This window comes from Emticicia fontis (genome assembly GCF_054779675.1).
Window position 1 is genome coordinate 361824 of record NZ_BAAGXU010000066.1, and the last position, 19106, is coordinate 380929.

A 19106-nucleotide genomic window follows, 5' to 3' on the forward strand; every position below is an offset into this window, starting at 1 on the left:
AAATCAATCAAATAATGTATTGAGCGTATTTTTAGTACTATATTCAAACAAAAATCTATCCCTTATCACTATGAAATTGCTTTCATCTCATAAAATCTTATTTTTAATCTTTAGTTCAATTTTCACAACCTATCTGAGCTTCGGACAGACTACCAATCGGGTGATTTCCTTTTTTCCTCCTGATACTAAATTATATGGCAATGTTTCTTATGCTGATGATACGCTGAAAAAACATCAATTAGATATTTATATTCCCGCTAACGCTGCCAATACGAAGACTGATATACCTTTAGTAGTTTGGGTACATGGCGGCGCCTGGATGCTGAATGATAAGTATGCAGATATGAGTTATATGAAGAAAACTATTAATGCAATACTCAACAATGGTTTTGCTCTGGCATCTATCGATTATCGACATAGCACAACAGCCGTTTTTCCGGCACAGATACAAGACTGTAACCAAGCCTTAGAGTTTCTCTATCAGCATGCAGCTCAATATGGTTATAATAAAAACAAAATAGCCTTGATGGGTTTTTCGGCTGGTGGACATTTAGCTTCTTTGTTAGCACTATCTCATAATAATCAGGTATCATCATTTTATGCGGCTAATATCAAGAAATCATTCAGAATCAATGCAGTAGTTGATTTCTATGGCCCTGCTGATTTTTTAGCGATGCTGAAACCACAAGAGGAGAACGCTCCCAAAGATGCAGTGACAACTTTACTCGGTGCCTCTCCACTTGACCGTCCCGATCTGGCTAAAGTTGCTAGCCCTTCTACTTATATTGACAAAAATGACCCGCCTTTCCTGATTATTCATGGTGAAAAAGATGCATCAGTTCCTCCTACCCAATCTAAATTGTTGAGTTCATGGCTCAATCTGAATCAAATACGAAATGAAGTAATTATTGTAAAAGATGCGCCACATTATGGCGAAATGTTTGATGAGTCGTATATCAAAGACAAAATTATTGTTTTTCTGAAAAGTGAATTAAAATAAATTTTATAAAAAGGGACAAAAGTTTATTAATGACCGCTTAGTAAAAATTAGGCTTTTTTTCTAGACAGAATATTGTAGTATAAATCATACTGCTATAATTTTCGGGAAAATTATAAAGCTCATGAAAACAATTAGACTTCTGCTTATCTGTGCGATAAGTGCACAAAAACTTTTTGCCCAGTCACCGGCACCCCAACCCAATCCATATATTGATGCGGTTAATCCCAATACTGAATCTAATACATTTGCTATCAGAGGTATTATGTCTTCAACTGCTCCTGGTGGTTTCTCGTCAGGGATCAGAGGTATCAATAATGGTACCGGAGGCTTAGGAATAGGCGTCTGGGGTAGCCAGAATGGAAGTGGCTGGGGCGTATATGGTGTTACTCCTAATGGCTTGGGGGTTTATGGCAACTCAAGTGCCAATGGGATTGGCGTATATGCTAATAGTAATACTGGAACAGGGCTGAATGCGACTTCAACAAACGGGATACCGGCTAATATCAGTATATTCAACAATTCTAATAACAATAATGTATTAAATATCAACACTGTAGGTAGTGGTACTGTAATTAATGCTAATACAACCGGAAATGGTACGGGTATACGCAGTACATCAGGCGCAGGATTTGCACTACATGGTGTTACTAATCAACAAACTTCTGCAGGTCTTGTTGCTGATAATAACGGCGCAGGAGAAGGTGTAGTAGGGAGAATTACCAGCGATATTGCCGGAGCAGTAGTAGGCAGGAATGATGGTGGAGGATTTGGGGTGAGAGGATTTGTGGCCACCAGCACTGCTCATACAGGCATTGGTGTTTACGGACAGGTAGGTATTAATAGTAGCACTGGTCGGGCAGGTAGATTTGAAAACTATAATAGTGACAATACTGAAGCCAATACATTTGAGGTTTATTCTAATGGTAATGGCAATATACCAGACAATACGCAAGGAAATGCGGCTTCGTTCACCTTAAATAATACAAATAGTGTAGGAGCAGCTGTAAGAGGTGAGGTGAATACCATATTTGGTAATTTTGGTGCTGCGGGGGTATTTGGCAGGACATCTGGTACGGGTGGCTTTGCCGGGCTTTTTCATGCGGCTAATGTTTCTGGCAATGGGAACGCTCTTGTTGCCATTACAGATGGGAATGGCAATGCCATTACAGCAAACGCCAGCAAAGATGGTAATGGTGTAGAAACCAATATTGATGGCGCAGGTAATGCACTATATGCCTGGGTACCTAGTTTTGCCACGGGTAAAGCAGGAAGGTTTGAAAATTTTAATACCAGCAATAGTACTGATGTGGTAAGTGTAACCAACATAGGAAATGGGATTGGCATTAATGCCAAAGTAAATAATACCTATGGGACTTCTGCTGCGGTGAAAGGAGAGGTCAATTCAATATTTGCCAATTTTGGTACGGCAGGTGTTTATGGTCTATCATCAGGTACTGGAGGATATGCTGGTTTATTCTATGCTTCAAATGCTAGCGGTAACGGTCCGGCTTTAATTGCCTTAACTGAAGGTAATGGTAATGGTATTACAGCTAATGCAGGAGGTAGCGGAGATGGAGTTGAGGCAACTGCAGATGGAAATGGGAATGCCATTTACGGATGGATTCCAAATTTTGGTACTGGCAAAGCGGGTCGTTTTGATAACTTTAATTCTTCTAATGGCAATCCGGTGGTACAGATGTCTACCAATGGCACCGGAAGCACCTTATTGGTAAATCATACGGGAGCAAGTGGCAATCTCGCTACTTTCCAAAGCTCCAGTAGCAATGTAGCCCGTATCAACAAAGCAGGCAAAGGTTTCTTTAATGGCGGTACTCAAACCAGTGGAGCCGACTTAGCTGAGGCTTTTGACGTAAACGGTAATACCAGTGACTTTGAACCCGGCGATGTGCTGGTTATTTCTATCGAAAAAGACCGAACAGTTGAAAAATCTGCTGAACCTTATTCTACATTGGTAGCCGGCGTTTATGCAACTAAGCCCGGTGTTTTATTAACTGAAGAAAATATTGATAGCGAGTTAACAGGCAAGGTTCCGATGGGTGTTGTAGGAGTAATTCCAACTAAAGTTTGTCTGGAAGGCGGTTCTATTAAAAGAGGCGATTTATTGGTAACATCCTCTATTCCAGGTGTGGCTATGAAAGCCGATCGGGCGAAAGTAGAATTGGGTCAGGTGCTAGGTAAAGCATTACAGGCGTTTGACTCTGAAAATGTTGGTAAGATAAATGTATTGGTAAACGTAAAATAAAAAATATGAAAAAGACATTTTATATTATTCTATCTTTTATACTTCTATTGGTTGTAGAGGTAAAAGCCCAGGAGTATAATTCTAACGAAAGCGTTGGTAGCCAGATAAAAAATAATAAAGTTCCAGGTGGGGTGTATGCTCCTGCTAATGTGAGCAATACAGTCGTTAATAAGGGTTTTGAAGGCTCAAGTTTGCTCAAAGCTTATCGTGAAGGAAAAGTTGAGGGATTAAAGTTTATCTTTACCCCTATCCCTGCCGCAGCTAGCGGTGCTAATACCAATGCGCTCAAACCCTTAGGTTTGGCCAGTGAGACAAGCGCCAAAGAAGCAAAAGCGGCTTATGATAAAGCTATAAAAGAAACACAGACTAATGTTGTACCTACTCCGAATCTTAGTCAGGAAGCTAAGAAAGAGTAAATAATCGATCGTTTTTATAATAAAAGCTACTCTTATGGGTAGCTTTTATTATTTCTCCATCTTTCTGCCTAATACTACCATCTACAAAGCCAATCTCACCAGCAACTGATTCTACCTTTCGGGATTTTAATTTCTTACACAATTTTGTATCGTTAAAATACAAAAGGTTATGAATCATATCATGAATGCAAGAACATCAACAGGAAAAATCGTCTTTGGAGCAGCATCAGGGGGTATTGTAATAATGGGTTTAGTAGCACTGGGAGTCAGTGAATATGATGGGTATATAGATGAATTATTAGTCTACCAGAGTTTAGCCATAGGATTAATCGGCGGATTAGTTTTAAGTGGGGTTTATCTGCTTTTTTCTCGCGTTAAGATAGTATATCCTCCCAAATATCAACCACCTGTTATTGATTATACAGCACCTCTTCAAGGTAAGAGAACACCTATCTCACATACAAATACAATTATTGATTTACCAGTTGAAAGTAAAACGCTTTTTAAAAGAATCGTCTCCTCTATCGCTTATTTTTCGGCATTTACGCTGATTGGCATGACTTTGGGTTTTCTGGTAGGGGTTATCTATCTGTTCATCAATCTGGGTGATATTTTCGATGATTCTGCTAATCAATATTCTATCCTGATGTTTATATTCTTACCACTTCAATTGATTTGTACATTATTGGTTAGTATTCTTATTGGAGGAATAGCAGGCGGTATCACTGGTTTTATCCGTAAAATTTTAAATAAACAATCTCAAACGCGCTAAATCTATGTTAAAGAAACTATTTCCATTCAGTCTGCTAGGCTTTCTTTTCAGCAATTGTAGTATGAATGGTCTTAAAAACGGGTATTATATTGAATCTGATACGGTTATGTTTTACAGTGGTTTTCCGGCTACACCTTATCAGGTACAAGGTGCTGATGCTTCTTCATTCAAAGCTATCAATAAAACTTATGGCAAAGATAAAAATCAGGTTTTCTATCGTTATAGGCCTATTCAAAAGGCTGACCCAGCCTCATTTAAAGTTCTGGAAGGATTCTTTTCTAAAGATAAAAATTATGTTTTTTCTGATGGAGGAAGTTATCCGGATTATATAGTTATTATTAGCCATGATCCTGATTTTTTTGAAACAGTGCCTAATTATGATGAAACATCGGTGAATCATACCGCAGAAGGCATTTTGTATGGCCGTGATCGTCAGCATGTTTACAAGGGCCCTTTTGTTATAGAATTGGCAGATCCTGCGACTTTTGAATACATTCCAATGCGCAGTGGAAGTGGATTTAACCTGGCTCGTGATAAGAGGTATGTGTATTGGAGAGAAAAACCTCTTGATGGTGCTGACGGTAGTACTTTTCAGAAGCTTTCTAATGATTACTTTAAAGATGCCAAAGCTATATGGAGTACCAAGGTTGACAATAGAGGGAATTTGAGTTGGGTAAAACTGCCTGATGCAGACATGGCGACATTTACCATTGTAAATAAAGAAAGTGGGATTGCCCGAGACAAAAACTTTCATTATTCAAATGGGGAGCCATATACTCCTAAACCAACTCAATAAGTCAGAAATTTTATAACTCAAAATCAACCTGTTCTATCGTTAGCATTATTGGTTAAAAATTTCTTTATTTGTTAGTAGAGTAAAAATAAAGAAGATGCTTAATAGATATAAATGGCTGTTCATTATTGCTGGTATATTATTGTTTGCCTTTGGTACCTGGTATTATTTCAGCCATGCTAAAAAACTAAAGAAAGTTAACGGAACTGCCGAATATGATACGCTGGTTCAGCCAACGGATTTCAAGAAAATACCTTTGAAACCATTCAGATATATAAAGGTAAACTGCGATGTAGGCCCGATAAAAGTATATCTGAATGCCGACAAAAAACATTCAGTTGAACTACATCAGACATTTATGAAGTATGTCGAGATGAGCTTCAAAGGAGATACATTGCTGATTCATACGCTTAAATCGCCCAAATCAACTAAAGAAAATCCAATTACCAAGCAGGTGTATATTTATACACCTGAAATAAATTATTATATGGGTGAAGCTACCCAGACCTATTTCTCAAACTTTGGAGTGGGCTATCTGAAAGTAGATAATCGGAGTAGTTATATGCGATTTTATGCTTGTGAGATTCAGCAATTAGACCTCACTACTAATAAATATTGCAATTTCGAAATTGATGATAATTGCACTTTTGATAAAATTGATGCCCGGATAAATCCGCTCAGTGCCTTTACCTGTAAGGGATTGGTCAATTCTCAATTGCTTCTGACAGCCAGCAATCTGTCTAATATCAGATTCGGGCTAAACATCAAAAAATTGGTTATGAAGAAATATGTTGAATAGATAGAATGCCTGGTTGCTCTCGTATTTCTTCTTGAAACTTCTACTTCTGAGGTATCTTTCAGAATAAATAATTCCACGCTTGTTTCTGTCAGCTATTGAATATTATAATTACGATCGGCTTATCTGTTTTAGTTTTTTGCAAAAAATTTAATCTAACCATGTCCAATATTTTCCAGTTCATTTGATAGGTTATTGTAAAACGATTACTCACATTAAATCTTAAAAACAATGGACGAATACCTATTAATTTTCAGACATGAAGAAGGTGGCAAAGTAGCTTCACCTGAACAAATGCAAATCTGGATTAAACAAACGATGGACTGGATTGGTGGCATAGCTGCTCAGAATAAATATGTAGGTGGTAACGGGTTAGTTTTTGAAGGTAGCAAGATAGTTAGCCACAATGGAGTGGTAACTAACGGTCCTTTTGGCGATGTTAAAGAAACCATTGGAGGTTATGCCATCGTCAGAGCCGAATCAATTGATGAAGCAGTTGAGTTTGCCAAAGGTTCACCCATCTTGCAAGGAGAGGGGAATACGATGGAAGTAAGAAAAATTGCCAAAGGAGATGGTGTTCATTAAGCAATAATATTCAAGCCCCTGCGAATTGCAGGGGCTTCTTTGATAGCATCGGCCATGCAACAACAGGAACTCATACCGCATCTATTCAGAACTGAATTCAGAAAAATAACGGCTGTTTTATCTAAACTGCTGGGAATAGAGCATATTGAAACAGCAGAAGATATTGTCAGTGATACGTTTTTATCAGCGGTTGAAAGTTGGCCTTATAAGGGCATCCCTCCTAACCCAACAGCGTGGCTCTATGCTGTAGCCAAAAACAAAGCCCGAAATTATATTGTAAGGAATCATATTTTCGATACTAAAGTATCTTCTGAAATCATTCAATCTCTAGAAGAAAATCAGGGTATTGAAATCGATTTATCTGATAAAAACATCAGTGATAGTCAGTTGCAAATGTTATTTGCTATTTGTCATCCAAGTATTTCTATCGAAGCGCAAATTGGTTTAGCGCTACGTATTCTTTGCGGGTTTGGTATTGATGAGATTGCCAACGCTTTTCTAAGCAATAAAGAAACTATTAACAAGCGGCTTTTCAGAGCCAAAGAAAAACTACGAACCGAGAAAGTAGCCATTGAGTTTCCGGTAGAAACAGAAATTCAAGTAAGATTAGAAGCAGTTTTAAGAACATTGTATTTATTATTCAATGAGGGTTATTATTCCGAAAGTCAGGATACAGTTTTACGTAATGACCTTTGTCTGGAAGCCATGCGATTGACTTATCTATTGATTGAAAATGAATCTACCAATCTACCGGAAGTAAAAGCATTATTATCTTTGATGTGTTTTCATGCCTCCCGATTTGAGGCCAGAAAAAATGCGAATGGTGAGATCGTTTTATACCAGGACCAGGACGAAAGCCTTTGGAATAAAGAATTAATTGATAAAGGTGCTTATTATCTGCATCAGGCATCACAGGGTACTCGATTTTCCAGATACCATTTAGAATCCAGTATCGCTTATTGGCATACTATTAAGGCAGACACTAACGAAAAATGGGAAAGTATTCTGCAATTATATAACCAGTTATTAATTTTCGAGTACTCTCCTATTGCGGCATTAAACAGAACCTTTGCTTTTTCTAAAGTCTATGGCAAGCCCAAAGCTATTGCAGAAGCCGAAAAATTGAAACTCAATGATAACCCTTATTATTTTACATTATTGGGCGAACTGTATAAAGAACTTGATAAAGCTAAAGCCAAAGAAAATTTCCAGAAGGCTTATCAATTCGCTGGAACACAGGCGGATAGGCAGGTGATTCAGAAGCAGATGGATGGGTTATAAGAACCGATTGAAAATCGGTGATACATATAAACAAAAATCCCCATTGCTTTCGCAACAGGGATTTCGTCGAATAATATATTGTATTACATTTTCTCTACTTGTACGTATCCAAGCTCTACAGGTGTGCTGCGACCAAAGATTTTTACGCTCACACTTAGTTTTTTCTTGTCTTCGTTGATTTCTTCTACCGTACCATCGAAACCACTGAAAGGTCCGTCGATTACTTTTACGTTTTCGCCTTTGGTGAAAGACAAAGATGGAGAAATCACCTCGCCAATTACTTCTTCCTGTACTCCTAGAATACGATTGATTTCTGACTGACGGAGAGGCTCCGGTGTCATTGACGTACCATTGTTACGGCCTAAGAAACCGATAACACCTGGCATACTTTTAATCATGTGCAATACTTCCCCGTTGTTCAGGTCAGCATTGATAAGAATATATCCCGGAAAAAAGCTTTTCTCACGAACACGCTTTTTACCATTACGTACTTCCGTTATCTTTTCAGATGGAATTAAAATTGTAGGAACCAACTCACTTAATTTGCGACGAATGGCTTCATTTTCGATGTAGGATTTAATCTTTTTCTCCTGCCCCGAAACTGCTCTTACAACATACCAATTGATTTCGCTCATATCGTTAGCAAAAAATTAAAGGTTCTAGACTGATTGGTAAAACAAACGGAGACCGTTTTCAATCAAAAAATCAATAACACCTACCACCAAAGCAAATATAATTGAGGCTACTAATACAAGCGTTGCGCTTGACTGTAGTTCACTCCACTTTGGCCATGTTACCTCTTTGGTTACTTCTTCCCAAGAGTTTTTGAAAAATTGTTGCATAAAATCTTATGTTCAAAAAATACTTGCACGGGCACCAGGATTCGAACCCAGACCAAAGGTTTTGGAGACCCTCGTACTACCCTTATACTATGCCCGTGTTTATTACCAAAATTTCTTTGGGGATGCAAATATAGTCAGTTTTTCTTTTCTTCACAAATCCCAACAAAAAATAAAGTAAATATTCTTTTGGTAATACTTAAATATCTATTCTGCCGATATAATTTCTACCGGGTAAATTTTTTGTTTACCAGACGAAACAATCATCCATTTACCATTAATTAAATCTTTATCGGTAACTGCATAATTACCATCCGTAATTTTCTTTCCATTGATACTGAAAGCATTACCCTTAATGGCTCTACGTACCTCACTGGCCGACTCGTAAACTTTATTATTTAATGACCCTGATGCAAAAGTTGCCACGCCTATGCTTTCAAAAGCAGGGATCTTAATTGAAATTGAATCAAACAAATTAGCATCAAAGGCATTGGTTTTCAAATCTTCTACCAATGTTTTACTAAATAATCGGTCTGTTATTTCTTTCGCCAATGTATATCCATCTTCACCGTGCACACGGATTGTTACATCTTTTCCTAATGCCTTTTGAGCAATTCTCAGATGTTTAGCCTCTTCATGCTGTTTTTCAATTTCTTCAATTTCTGCTTTTGAATATAATGTAAATACTCTTAGCAAACGCGGAACATCATCATCTTGCTGATTGAGCCAAAACTGATAGAAATCATATACCGAAGTCATACTTGCATCTAGCCAAACATTACCTCCTTCTGATTTGCCAAATTTTGTTCCATCGGCTTTAGTTACCAAAGGGGTAGTGAGCGCAAATGCTTTAGAACTTCCGCTTTCTGCATCGTTTTCGTCTATTTCAGCCTTTGCTTCTTTTCTACGGATCAACTCTGTACCGGTAGTAATATTACCCCATTGGTCAGAGCCACCCATTTGAAGACGAATATTCTTATTTTTATATAACCAGTAAAAATCGTAGCCTTGTAATAACTGATATGAGAACTCAGTAAAAGAAATACCAGTCTCCAGGCGATTCTTTACCGAGTCTTTCGACATCATGTAATTCACGCTCAGATACTTTCCTACTTCGCGCAAAAACTGTAAGAACCCGATTTCTTTAAACCAATCGTAGTTGTTCACAATTTCAGCCGAATTTTCACCACAATCAAAATCCAGAAATTTCGCTAATTGGGCACGAATTCCTTCCTGATTTTCTCTTAAGGTGTCTTCTGATAAAAACTGACGCTCAGCAGCTTTGAAAGATGGATCGCCAATCATACCGGTTGCTCCGCCTACCAGGGCAAAAGGTTTATGCCCTGCCAGCTGAAAATGTTTTAGCAACATGATAGTAGCCAGATTACCGATATGCAATGATTTCGCCGTTGGGTCGAAACCAATGTAAGCCGCCGTCATTTCTTTGTTCAGTTGCTCTTCTGTACCGGGCATGGCATCGAATAACATTCCACGCCAGCGTAATTCTTCAATAAAATTCATACTCAACCGATTCGTCGGCACGCCCGTGTCTCACGGGGAATATAGAATGGATATTTAATAAGTGTGCCACGCTTTGCAGGGCGTGGCACCAATATTTTTGCAAACTTACAAACGATTCTTTATTTTTTCGTTAGTCTATTTATTTCTTTTTTGTGCTTTTGCCATGTTTTTTCCACCAGTTATAATAATCACTGAAATTGTAGGTGGCCGAAATCTGCAACGTTCTGTTCTGGAAAGTCAGCGGAACAGCAGCTGCTCCGGTAGGTATATAAATCTTGTTAGTCGTATTAGATAAGCCATGTACGTAGCGGATATTGATACTGAACAAATGTGCCATATCTAACATATCAATTCTTACCCCTCCTACCAAATTAAAATCACTGGCTACATCCGGGCCTTTGTTTGTATTCGCATTTAATGAATAACCATACTCAGGGCCTGCTACAATAGAGATATTTTTGGCTACTTCATACCCTAGCAGCAAAGGAACACTTATGTATCGGTAGTGGTTTCTCAAAATCGTATTGCCTGTTTCAGCAAAGTTGGTAGTTGCTTTAAAACTTCCCCCTCTTACCTGATAGTATAACTCGGGTTGCACACTGAATTTATTGAAATTACGACGGTAGAATAAACCTACATTAAAATCATTTCTTAGCTTAGGCGTAATATTAGACGGGTTGTCAATAATAGCAGTTTTTGAAATACCTGTTCCGACTTTAAAGCCATATTGGCTAAGGGGTCTGATTTGGGCAGAAGACAAAAAACTAATAAAAAGAAGCAGCGAGGTAAAACCCCAGAAAAAAGTATTTGGTGTATGCTTTTGACTAAATGATTGTTTCATCAGCGAGTGTTAAAATAATATTTTAGAATAGTGGTTTTTAACCATAACGAATTTCGAACAGCAAAATTACGGAATCAATAGCGAAGAATCACCATAACTCAGGAAACGAAAGTTATTTTCTAAGGCAAAATCATAAATTTTTCTCCAATCTTCGCCTACTAATGCCGCTACAAGCAGGATTAAGGTAGAATCGGGCTGGTGAAAATTTGTAATAATTCCCTTGCAGATTCTGAACTGATAGCCCGGAAAGATAAAAATTTCGGTTTCACCAATCAGTTGTTCTATATTTTTGGTCTCCATATAGTCAAGAATCGCCTGTATTGATGCCTCAGCACTAATAGTTTTCTCTTGCTCGTATGGAAATAATTTTTCTATAAAAAAAGACTCCTGCCCTTGCAACAATTTTACCCCAAACCAATATAAACTTTCCAACGAACGCATCGAGGTTGTACCTACCGGAATCACAAAACTCAGCTTTCGGGCTAATTGCTCAATAAAGGTTTTCTCAAAAACAATCTGCTCAGAGTGCATCTGGTGTTCTACCACATTCTGCACTTTAATTGGCTGAAAAGTCCCTGCGCCTACGTGCAAGGTAATGAATTCGTAATCAATATCCTGGTCTAGTAAATCAAAGAGTACTTTCTCTGTAAAATGTAAGCCTGCTGTCGGGGCAGCCACTGCTCCATCATTTTTAGAGTAAACCGTCTGATAGGTCTGATAATCCTTCTCTTCGGTTTCCCGTTTCAAGTATGGGGGAAGCGGAATCTGCCCGAAGTATTTAACAATTTCTGCAAAGTTCAGATTCGGATTATTCCAGGTAAACTGCACATGGTTTTTCTCGCTATCAACCAATTCGGCCACTAACTCCAGATCATCGGTTGTATGAATGGTATGTGTGCTTACCAGTGTATCTTTCAACCGTTTCTTATTCCCTATCATACAAGCCCATGTACAAGTCTGGGTAGTTTCCATCACTTGTGAAATGATACCTGAAGGTTCGACAGGATTCAGCAGAAATATTTCAATAATGGCTCCGCTTGATTTCTGAAAAAATAATCTTGCGGGAATAACCTTTGTATTATTAAAAACCAGAAAAGATTCTTGCGGCAGGTATTTAATCAGATTATAAAATCTGTCTTCACTGATTTCTGATTGTTTATAAACCAATAACTTAGATATATCCCGTGGTTCTACAGGAAACCGGGCTATGCGCTCATCGGGCAGATGATACGTATATTTTTCTAAATCTAAGTTTATCATACATCAAAAACGCTTATAGCAGACTCTATTCTTTTGTAGCAGGATTGGTATAAAGCAATCGGATTGGCAGGAAGAAAAGTACGATAAGCAATGCCACTGCTCCTCCTATAATCAGCCAATCATAATTAATGTCTAGTTTCTGATCTTCTGTACGGTTAATTCGGCTCAGCGCTATCAGAAAGAACACCATAAAGGTATTGATAACCGCAATAAATGCATTAAACCAGCTTTCTAATAAATTCTTTAATGCCTCAGGGTCTTTTGCCCATACACTATTGGCATTGAGTTTGGCAAAATTTATTTTCTGTACCTGTGTTCTTAGCAGATTTAATAAGAAATTTAAACCTATAATTAACCCAAACGCAATATAGAAAAAATCTTGTTTATCGATAAAATCGTCTGGTCTTCCCGATGAAGTATAATGAATTGCCACACCATCAGGGAAAGTAAAATAACAAACAACCAGGGTAATGGCTAATAAAGGCATAGAGACTTTACGCCAAAAACTAAAAAATATATGCGATACTGACATTAGAGGGTAATTTTCGGTTTGTGTGCTAGCGTATAAACAAAGTCAAAAGAAATAATCTTTAGCACGAGGCCGCAAAGTTACGTCAGAGAATTAGATTTTTCTCAAAAAATCTTGGAGCATGTTTAAAAATTGTCGTTCGACCTCCAAAGGCATCTTTTTTATCTATACTGCGTCGCACTTTTTCGATGTAGCTGCTGGCTACACCTACAAAGTGCGCCTTGTCTAGCAAAAAAATCTATCCTTTTCGGTCAGAAAAACAATATTTAAACATCCTCTTGTTCAGCAGATTTGTATATTTGATAAATTTTTCCGGCCACCAGACTCCATGCGCTTTTACCTGCTTTTTCTTGTTTTATTGATACAGGCCTGTGGGTCGCATACTCCTCCTAAAGACGTTACAAGAGCGTTTTATTATTGGAAATCAACTTTCCAGCTAAGCCCTCAGGAACTAAAAACACTTGATACTTGCCAGGTAAATAAGCTTTATATTAAGGCTTTCGATATAGACTGGAATCCGGCCACCAATAAACCTGTGATAAAAGCTCCTCTGATATTTCAGGATTCAGTTCCGGCAAAACTGTCACTTGTTCCTGTCGTTTTTATCACCAATCAAACCCTTAAACAAATAGCAGATACGCGTCTGGAAGATTTTGCTGATTTCGTTCAAAGCCAATTAAAAACTATATGGCGCGACAGACCCTATACGGAGATTCAATTTGATTGTGATTGGACAATTGGCACCAGAAACAAATATTTCAAATTCCTTGATTTATATAGAAAGCACTGCCAAGGTAAAATACTTTCGGCTACTATCAGGCTTCATCAGATTAAGTTTGCCCATAAAACAGGCATTCCACCCGTGGATAGAGGAATGCTAATGTTTTATAATATGTCAGACTGGAAAAAGCCGCAGATTAAAAACTCTATTTATGACCTGGATGCAGCTTCGCAATATACCGCAACCCTCAGCAAATATCCATTGGCATTAGATGTGGTTTTTCCGATATTCAAATGGGCAATTTTCTATCGTGGCAATCGTTTTATGACGGTTATCAATAAGTTGGATTCTGAGACTTTGAACCAGCAGAAATTTCTAAAAAAAGAAGATAACAGGTATTATGTGCAGGAAGATGTACAAGCCTTTGGTATCTCATTACGCACAGGTGATATGATTCGGGTGGAAGAGCCTGATTATAAAGAACTTTTAAAAGGTTCAAGGGCCTTAAGTAAACAAATATCCACACAAAAACTTACATTTGCATTCTATTATTTAGACCCAAAAACTATATCCAGTTACAGCCATGAACAACTCTACCAGATCTTTGTTTCGTTTGAGTTACCGGACTAAATCTATCATCATTTTACTGCTAATGGCCTGCGGCCCGGAGCCATTTGACTATGATGAATTCAAGAGCTTTTTTGCTCCCGAAAGTGCCGCCAACGAAGCACAATTTCATAATTACAATTTTACCTCGCAGTTTTTATACAATTATAATTTCTGGGATCAGGATAATAAAACAGACCCGGCACAAGTAGAAAATACCAAAGCCTGGGCTACTTATGCGGGAGTTGATGAAAAAACAGTAACCGATGAATTGTATACTAACGCCGATAGTAAAAGCACCACAGGACTGACAGAAGCACTACAACAAAAAGGCAAAACCGAAGCAGCTGAATACCTGGCACTTGCCAGAAAAATAGAGCGTACTGATATAAATATGTCAGGAGAGGAGGCTTCATCTCAAGAGAAAGCACCTGCAACAGAGTACGATGCATGGCTTACGGCTATTCAAACCAAATATGACCAAAGTAAAGATAACTTTGTAAAAGAACGTTTAGCGTATCAGGCTGTGAAAGTAGCCGATATGGCCGGCAATCCACAGAAAAGTATTGAATTCTATAAAAAACTGGTAGAGCCTATTTCTCCTAAAACTTTTATCAGCGATTGGGCTCGCGCTCGTATGGCTGGAGCCTATACTCATGCCGGAGATTCTACACAGGCTTATTACCATTTTTCACAGTTGTTTGTTACGGCTCCTACGCGCAGAACAGTGGCGCATATAAGTCTGAGAAGTTATCTACCTAAATTGCAGAACGAAGCCATCACACTTTGTAAAACCGATGCTGAGAAAGCCAATGTCTATGCGGCTACAGCAGTTCTGCCTTTTCAGGATGCTTTGCCTATGATGGAACAAATGCGTGACCTAGACATCAACAACCCAATGCTGGAGTTTGTGATGGCTCGCGAGATTAATAAAAATGAAGAGTTTTTCTTTACCAACTGGCAGGATTTAAAGTATTCTTACTGGAGTATGGATTCTACAAAAAAAGAAAACCTCAAAAAAGAAGCACCCGATTATTTCAGCAAATTGCTGGATTTTTCTCTTGAGTCTGCCGAGAATGCTACTTTGAAAAAATCTCCTTTCTGGTATACAGCAGCCGCTTATCTGACATTTATTGCACAAGATTACCCTAAAGCCAATGAATTACTACAAAAAGCCAAGGCAATTCCGACCAATGATAAAGGGGTACAAGACCAGATTGCCTTACAGGAAATGATATTGACTGTAACTGAATCACCGGTGGTTACGTCTGAAATGGAAAAAAAAGTGATGCCTTTATTAGAACGTTTCTCACGTTCTGATAACTTCCGTACGGCCAATAATTTCAATGCAGCCTGCAAGATTCTGGTTGCTAAATATCTGGGAACAACCCCTATGAATGAATTTGCGGAAGGGGGAGAAACACGCCCATTGAAGAATGGGAAACAAGTGAAAGAGAGTAAGCCATTAGGTTGGTTTGCCGGTTGTTTCGGTAAAAAAGATGAAGAAAGAAACGTAAAGGCATCACCAGAAGGTAAAGCGAAAGCATTTTTAGTTTCTTTGCTTACCTCCTATCAATTAGGTTATTCAAGGCAGGAAGAGGGATGGGTAGCAACAGCTAACTTTATGAGTAGTTCAGACCAGTATGCAATTGAAGATTCTACTTCGTCTGCGACTATCAATTATACACTCGATTATTTTGCCAAGAACAATCACACTGATTTTGATAAGCGATTAATTAAACTCACCGGGTTAGATAATAACTACCTTTATTTGGTTTTGGGCAGAAGAGCCTTATCAGAGCATCAATATGCCAAAGCTGCCGAAGCGTGGAAACATATTGCACCTGCAACCTGGGACGCAGAGCCTTTCAAAACTTATTTAGATGTCAATCCTTTCCATCTGGATGGTCAGGGAGAAGCCAATCCCAAAGAGACCGTTACCCCTATCTCTTTTGCTATACGCATGGCTGAGCTAAAAGAGAAAGTTGACAAAAATCCAAAAGATTATGAGAGTTGGTTGCTCTTAGGTTGTGGTAGCTATAATATGGGCTACTTTGGCAATAGCTGGATTTTGCTACGCAGAGCATGGAGTGGGGGTGAGCAGAAAAATGAAACAGACGATTATTATACTTCTGAAAAAGCTTTGTATTATTTTGATAAAGCAATGAGTGTAGCACCTAATGCCGAAACCGCGGCTAAGGCTTGCTACCTGGCTGCTGCCTGTCAGAAAATCAGATATGAGTTGGCTTATAGTACTATGTACGACGGACTATATTCTCTTCCTGATGGAGAAAGAGAGAAGAAAGAAGCCGAAATAACCAAAACTTTAGAAACACTGAGAAAAGAAAAATATGCTACCTACTTCAACTTGTTGAAGACCAAATACCAACAAACCAACTACGAAGAGCAGTTAATTAAAGAATGTAGCACTTATAAGGATTTTTTAGCGGGGAAATAAATGAAAATATATACTAAAACCGGAGATAAAGGTACTACTGCATTGGTCGGTGGCCGGAGAGTCAGCAAAGGAAATTTAAAGATTGAGTCTTATGGTACAGTAGATGAACTCAATTCATGGATAGGGCTGGTGCGAGACCAACCCATCAATGAATCTCGTAGGGATTTGCTGAAAGAAATTCAGGATAGACTCTTTACTATCGGTGCTGATTTGGCTTCCGAGCCGGAGCAAGTCAGAAAGAAACCTATTCCGAGTTTAGTAGAAGAAGATATTATATTACTGGAAAACGAAATGGATAAAATGGATACAGAACTTCCCCCACTAAGAGCTTTTGTATTACCGGGAGGAAATCAATCTGTTTCGTTTGCACATTTGGCCCGAACTGTCTGCCGTAGAGCCGAGCGTTTGGTAATTCGCTTATCGGAAGAAGAAGAGGTGAATCCAATGGTGATTAAGTACATCAATCGCTTATCTGATTATCTTTTTGTGCTTTCCCGTAAAATGACGCAGGAGCTGGGCAGTGAAGAAATTACCTGGAAACCTAGGATGTAAAAAAAGATGTGCAAGCTCTCTTTCGAAAACCTGCACTCAGTATAGAAACGCTCACTAGCGAGGATATTCGTTCCTCCACTAGTTTGCCTGATATGATAGTCGGAATAAAATTTGTATTTTTTCGAGAAACATTCCTCAAAAAACACTTCACTTAATCATTCATAAAGTCCCAAAAAAGACTAATTTCTGTACGAATAGCGACTATTTTCTAATGTTTTTCGAAAAATGCTGTCGTATTCCAAAAAAGCAGTAATTTTGCACTCTCATTTTTTATGCCAACGCTTAATCAGTTTGGCACGAGACTTTCAGATTTACGTTTCATATATTGCAAAAATCATTCCAAAATGGCTAAGACAATACAATCGGCTCTTATTTCGGTTTATTACAAAGACGGCTTAGATAAAATAGTTAAACTCCTTCATGAGCACAACGTACAGATTTTCTCGACAGGTGGCACCCAAAGTTTCATTGAAGATTTAGGGATACCTGTGACAGCAGTAGAAGACCTGACGAGCTACCCGTCTATCTTTGGCGGACGAGTAAAAACACTTCATCCAAAAGTTTTCGGTGGTATTTTGTATCGCAGAGATAATGAGGGAGATATTCAAACGGCCGCTCAATTCGAAATTCCGTCTATTGATTTAGTGATTGTTGACCTATATCCTTTTCAGGAAACCGTTGCCTCTGGTGCAAGTGAAGAAGATATTATTGAGAAAATAGATATTGGTGGTATCTCTTTGATTCGTGGAGCCGCCAAAAACTTCAACGATGTATTAATCGTATCGTCACGTAACCAATACGATGATGTATTCGAAATCCTGCAAAGCAAAGGCTGTGCAACTGATTTAGAAGACCGCCGCCGCTATGCCATGGAAGGCTTTGGCATGAGTTCGCAATATGATACGGCTATTCATGCCTATTTCAGTGGCGATGTATATACGCAGGTACAAAACTTTGCAGCCTTACCACAAAAAGCATTACGCTATGGCGAAAACCCACATCAGGCAGCTACTTTTTATGGCGATTTAGACCAGATGTTTGAGCAGATTCATGGCAAGGAGTTATCCTACAATAATCTGATAGATGTTGAATCCTGTGTGCGATTGATTGATGAGTTTGAAGAAACATCATTTGTGATTATCAAACATAATAATGCCTGTGGCGTAGCCTCTGCTTCAACAGCAAAAGAAGCGTACGTAAATGCCCTGGCTTGTGACCCTGTTTCAGCTTTTGGAGGGGTAATTATTACGAATACGAATGTTGACGTGGCTACTGCCGAAGAATTACATAAATTGTTCTTTGAGATATTAATTGCGCCATCTTTTGATGAAGAAGCATTGACTATCTTAAAGAAAAAGAAAGACCGCCGTTTATTAATCAGAAAGTCGGTTGAGTTGAGCAAAAAACAATTCCGCACGCTTCTGAACGGGGTTCTGGAACAAGATAAAGACAATGCGATTGAAACAGCAGCAGATTTTAAAGTAGCTACTGAAAAAGCTCCGACGGCAGATGAAGTAAAAGCATTAGAATTTGCCTTGAAAATCTGTAAACACCTGAAATCTAATAATGTGGTTCTGGCAAAAGACGGACAGTTATTAGCCTGCGGTGTAGGTCAGACTTCACGTGTAGATGCCTTGAAACAAGCTATTGAAAAAGCTAATACGTTCGGATTTGATTTGAAAGGTGCAGCAATGGCCTCAGAAGCCTTCTTCCCATTCCCTGACTGTGTGGAGATTGCGCATGAAGCTGGTATCACTAGTGTAGTTCAGCCGGGTGGCTCTATCCGTGATCAGGATTCAATTGATTATTGCAATAAAAATGGTGTAGCGATGGTATTAACGGGTGTAAGACATTTCTTGCATTGATACCCAGC

General features: G+C 38.6%; 18 protein-coding genes and 1 tRNA gene. 12 read left to right on the plus strand and 7 right to left on the minus strand.

Features of this window, described 5'->3' with window-relative positions; genetic code table 11:
• Window positions 1-70 precede the first annotated feature (70 nt).
• The 8 genes from ACYVFA_RS26935 to ACYVFA_RS26970 all read left to right on the plus strand — a co-directional run bounded on the left by ACYVFA_RS26935 (window position 71) and on the right by ACYVFA_RS26970 (window position 7906).
• Window positions 71-1000: an alpha/beta hydrolase fold domain-containing protein gene (locus ACYVFA_RS26935; protein ID WP_460474967.1), complete on the plus strand. Its 930-nt coding sequence runs from the start codon at window positions 71-73 to the stop codon at window positions 998-1000.
• 121 nt (window positions 1001-1121) lie between these two features.
• Window positions 1122-3263, plus strand: coding sequence for a beta strand repeat-containing protein (locus ACYVFA_RS26940; RefSeq protein ID WP_460474968.1), 2142 nt, complete (start codon window positions 1122-1124; stop codon window positions 3261-3263).
• A gap of 5 nt (window positions 3264-3268) precedes the next feature.
• Window positions 3269-3679, plus strand: a complete 411-nt coding sequence (locus ACYVFA_RS26945; protein ID WP_460474969.1) for a hypothetical protein — start codon at window positions 3269-3271, stop codon at window positions 3677-3679.
• Between the two features lie 169 nt (window positions 3680-3848).
• On the plus strand, window positions 3849-4451 hold the full coding sequence (locus ACYVFA_RS26950) for a hypothetical protein (RefSeq protein ID WP_460474970.1): 603 nt from the start codon (window positions 3849-3851) through the stop codon (window positions 4449-4451).
• A 4-nt stretch (window positions 4452-4455) separates the two neighbouring features.
• Window positions 4456-5247, plus strand: a complete 792-nt coding sequence (locus ACYVFA_RS26955; RefSeq protein WP_460474971.1) for a DKNYY domain-containing protein — start codon at window positions 4456-4458, stop codon at window positions 5245-5247.
• 94 nt (window positions 5248-5341) lie between these two features.
• The gene (locus tag ACYVFA_RS26960; protein ID WP_460474972.1) at window positions 5342-6043 is read left to right on the plus strand and encodes a hypothetical protein; all 702 of its coding nucleotides are present in this window, start codon (window positions 5342-5344) and stop codon (window positions 6041-6043) included.
• A 228-nt stretch (window positions 6044-6271) separates the two neighbouring features.
• The gene (locus tag ACYVFA_RS26965) at window positions 6272-6625 is read left to right on the plus strand and encodes a YciI family protein (RefSeq protein WP_460474973.1); all 354 of its coding nucleotides are present in this window, start codon (window positions 6272-6274) and stop codon (window positions 6623-6625) included.
• A gap of 54 nt (window positions 6626-6679) precedes the next feature.
• Window positions 6680-7906, plus strand: a complete 1227-nt coding sequence (locus ACYVFA_RS26970) for an RNA polymerase sigma factor (protein ID WP_460474974.1) — start codon at window positions 6680-6682, stop codon at window positions 7904-7906.
• Between the two features lie 83 nt (window positions 7907-7989).
• On the opposite strand, the gene nusG is transcribed toward ACYVFA_RS26970, so the two are convergent.
• The 7 genes from nusG to ACYVFA_RS27005 form a co-directional block, all read right to left on the minus strand.
• Window positions 7990-8541, minus strand: a complete 552-nt coding sequence (gene nusG, locus ACYVFA_RS26975) for a transcription termination/antitermination protein NusG (protein WP_460474975.1) — start codon at window positions 8539-8541, stop codon at window positions 7990-7992.
• A 24-nt stretch (window positions 8542-8565) separates the two neighbouring features.
• Entirely contained in the window at window positions 8566-8748 is a 183-nt protein-coding gene (secE, locus tag ACYVFA_RS26980) for a preprotein translocase subunit SecE (protein ID WP_340235123.1), read from the minus strand.
• Between the two features lie 26 nt (window positions 8749-8774).
• Window positions 8775-8845 (minus strand) — tRNA-Trp (locus tag ACYVFA_RS26985).
• A gap of 107 nt (window positions 8846-8952) precedes the next feature.
• Window positions 8953-10266: a tyrosine--tRNA ligase gene (tyrS, locus tag ACYVFA_RS26990; protein WP_460474976.1), complete on the minus strand. Its 1314-nt coding sequence runs from the start codon at window positions 10264-10266 to the stop codon at window positions 8953-8955.
• A gap of 139 nt (window positions 10267-10405) precedes the next feature.
• Complete coding sequence (locus tag ACYVFA_RS26995; protein WP_460474977.1) at window positions 10406-11107, minus strand: porin family protein; 702 nt, start codon at window positions 11105-11107, stop codon at window positions 10406-10408.
• 66 nt (window positions 11108-11173) lie between these two features.
• Complete coding sequence (locus ACYVFA_RS27000) at window positions 11174-12367, minus strand: S-adenosylmethionine:tRNA ribosyltransferase-isomerase (RefSeq protein ID WP_460474978.1); 1194 nt, start codon at window positions 12365-12367, stop codon at window positions 11174-11176.
• 25 nt (window positions 12368-12392) lie between these two features.
• Window positions 12393-12899 (minus strand): hypothetical protein, encoded by a 507-nt coding sequence (locus ACYVFA_RS27005; protein ID WP_460474979.1) that lies wholly within the window; start codon window positions 12897-12899, stop codon window positions 12393-12395.
• Window positions 12900-13224: 325 nt separating this feature from the next.
• Here ACYVFA_RS27005 and ACYVFA_RS27010 point away from each other — a divergent pair, with 325 nt between their 5' ends.
• The 4 genes from ACYVFA_RS27010 (at window position 13225) to purH (ending at window position 19098) form a co-directional block, all read left to right on the plus strand.
• Complete coding sequence (locus tag ACYVFA_RS27010; protein ID WP_460474980.1) at window positions 13225-14247, plus strand: hypothetical protein; 1023 nt, start codon at window positions 13225-13227, stop codon at window positions 14245-14247.
• On the plus strand, window positions 14201-16681 hold the full coding sequence (locus ACYVFA_RS27015; protein WP_460474981.1) for a hypothetical protein: 2481 nt from the start codon (window positions 14201-14203) through the stop codon (window positions 16679-16681). The genes ACYVFA_RS27010 and ACYVFA_RS27015 overlap by 47 nt, the downstream gene beginning before the upstream one ends.
• A complete protein-coding gene (locus ACYVFA_RS27020; protein WP_460474982.1) occupies window positions 16682-17233 on the plus strand; it encodes an ATP:cob(I)alamin adenosyltransferase in 552 nt (183 codons plus the stop codon). It begins immediately after the preceding gene.
• A gap of 344 nt (window positions 17234-17577) precedes the next feature.
• Window positions 17578-19098, plus strand: coding sequence for a bifunctional phosphoribosylaminoimidazolecarboxamide formyltransferase/inosine monophosphate cyclohydrolase (gene purH / locus ACYVFA_RS27025; protein WP_460474983.1), 1521 nt, complete (start codon window positions 17578-17580; stop codon window positions 19096-19098).
• Window positions 19099-19106: the final 8 nt, after the last annotated feature.

Excerpts from the sequence above, each read along its gene's own strand:
- ACYVFA_RS27020 (WP_460474982.1), top strand. The coding sequence starts at position 16,682 with ATGAAAATATATACTAAAACCGGAGATAAAGGTACTACTGCATTGGTC.
- ACYVFA_RS26970 (WP_460474974.1), top strand. The coding sequence starts at position 6,680 with ATGCAACAACAGGAACTCATACCGCATCTATTCAGAACTGAATTCAGA.
- ACYVFA_RS26995 (WP_460474977.1), bottom strand. The coding sequence starts at position 11,107 with ATGAAACAATCATTTAGTCAAAAGCATACACCAAATACTTTTTTCTGG.
- ACYVFA_RS26940 (WP_460474968.1), top strand. The coding sequence starts at position 1,122 with ATGAAAACAATTAGACTTCTGCTTATCTGTGCGATAAGTGCACAAAAA.
- ACYVFA_RS26960 (WP_460474972.1), top strand. The coding sequence starts at position 5,342 with ATGCTTAATAGATATAAATGGCTGTTCATTATTGCTGGTATATTATTG.
- ACYVFA_RS26950 (WP_460474970.1), top strand. The coding sequence starts at position 3,849 with ATGAATCATATCATGAATGCAAGAACATCAACAGGAAAAATCGTCTTT.
- nusG (WP_460474975.1), bottom strand. The coding sequence starts at position 8,541 with ATGAGCGAAATCAATTGGTATGTTGTAAGAGCAGTTTCGGGGCAGGAG.
- ACYVFA_RS27005 (WP_460474979.1), bottom strand. The coding sequence starts at position 12,899 with ATGTCAGTATCGCATATATTTTTTAGTTTTTGGCGTAAAGTCTCTATG.
- tyrS (WP_460474976.1), bottom strand. The coding sequence starts at position 10,266 with ATGAATTTTATTGAAGAATTACGCTGGCGTGGAATGTTATTCGATGCC.
- ACYVFA_RS26945 (WP_460474969.1), top strand. The coding sequence starts at position 3,269 with ATGAAAAAGACATTTTATATTATTCTATCTTTTATACTTCTATTGGTT.
- purH (WP_460474983.1), top strand. The coding sequence starts at position 17,578 with ATGGCTAAGACAATACAATCGGCTCTTATTTCGGTTTATTACAAAGAC.
- ACYVFA_RS27010 (WP_460474980.1), top strand. The coding sequence starts at position 13,225 with ATGCGCTTTTACCTGCTTTTTCTTGTTTTATTGATACAGGCCTGTGGG.
- ACYVFA_RS26935 (WP_460474967.1), top strand. The coding sequence starts at position 71 with ATGAAATTGCTTTCATCTCATAAAATCTTATTTTTAATCTTTAGTTCA.
- ACYVFA_RS27000 (WP_460474978.1), bottom strand. The coding sequence starts at position 12,367 with ATGATAAACTTAGATTTAGAAAAATATACGTATCATCTGCCCGATGAG.
- ACYVFA_RS26955 (WP_460474971.1), top strand. The coding sequence starts at position 4,456 with ATGTTAAAGAAACTATTTCCATTCAGTCTGCTAGGCTTTCTTTTCAGC.
- ACYVFA_RS27015 (WP_460474981.1), top strand. The coding sequence starts at position 14,201 with ATGAACAACTCTACCAGATCTTTGTTTCGTTTGAGTTACCGGACTAAA.
- secE (WP_340235123.1), bottom strand. The coding sequence starts at position 8,748 with ATGCAACAATTTTTCAAAAACTCTTGGGAAGAAGTAACCAAAGAGGTA.
- ACYVFA_RS26965 (WP_460474973.1), top strand. The coding sequence starts at position 6,272 with ATGGACGAATACCTATTAATTTTCAGACATGAAGAAGGTGGCAAAGTA.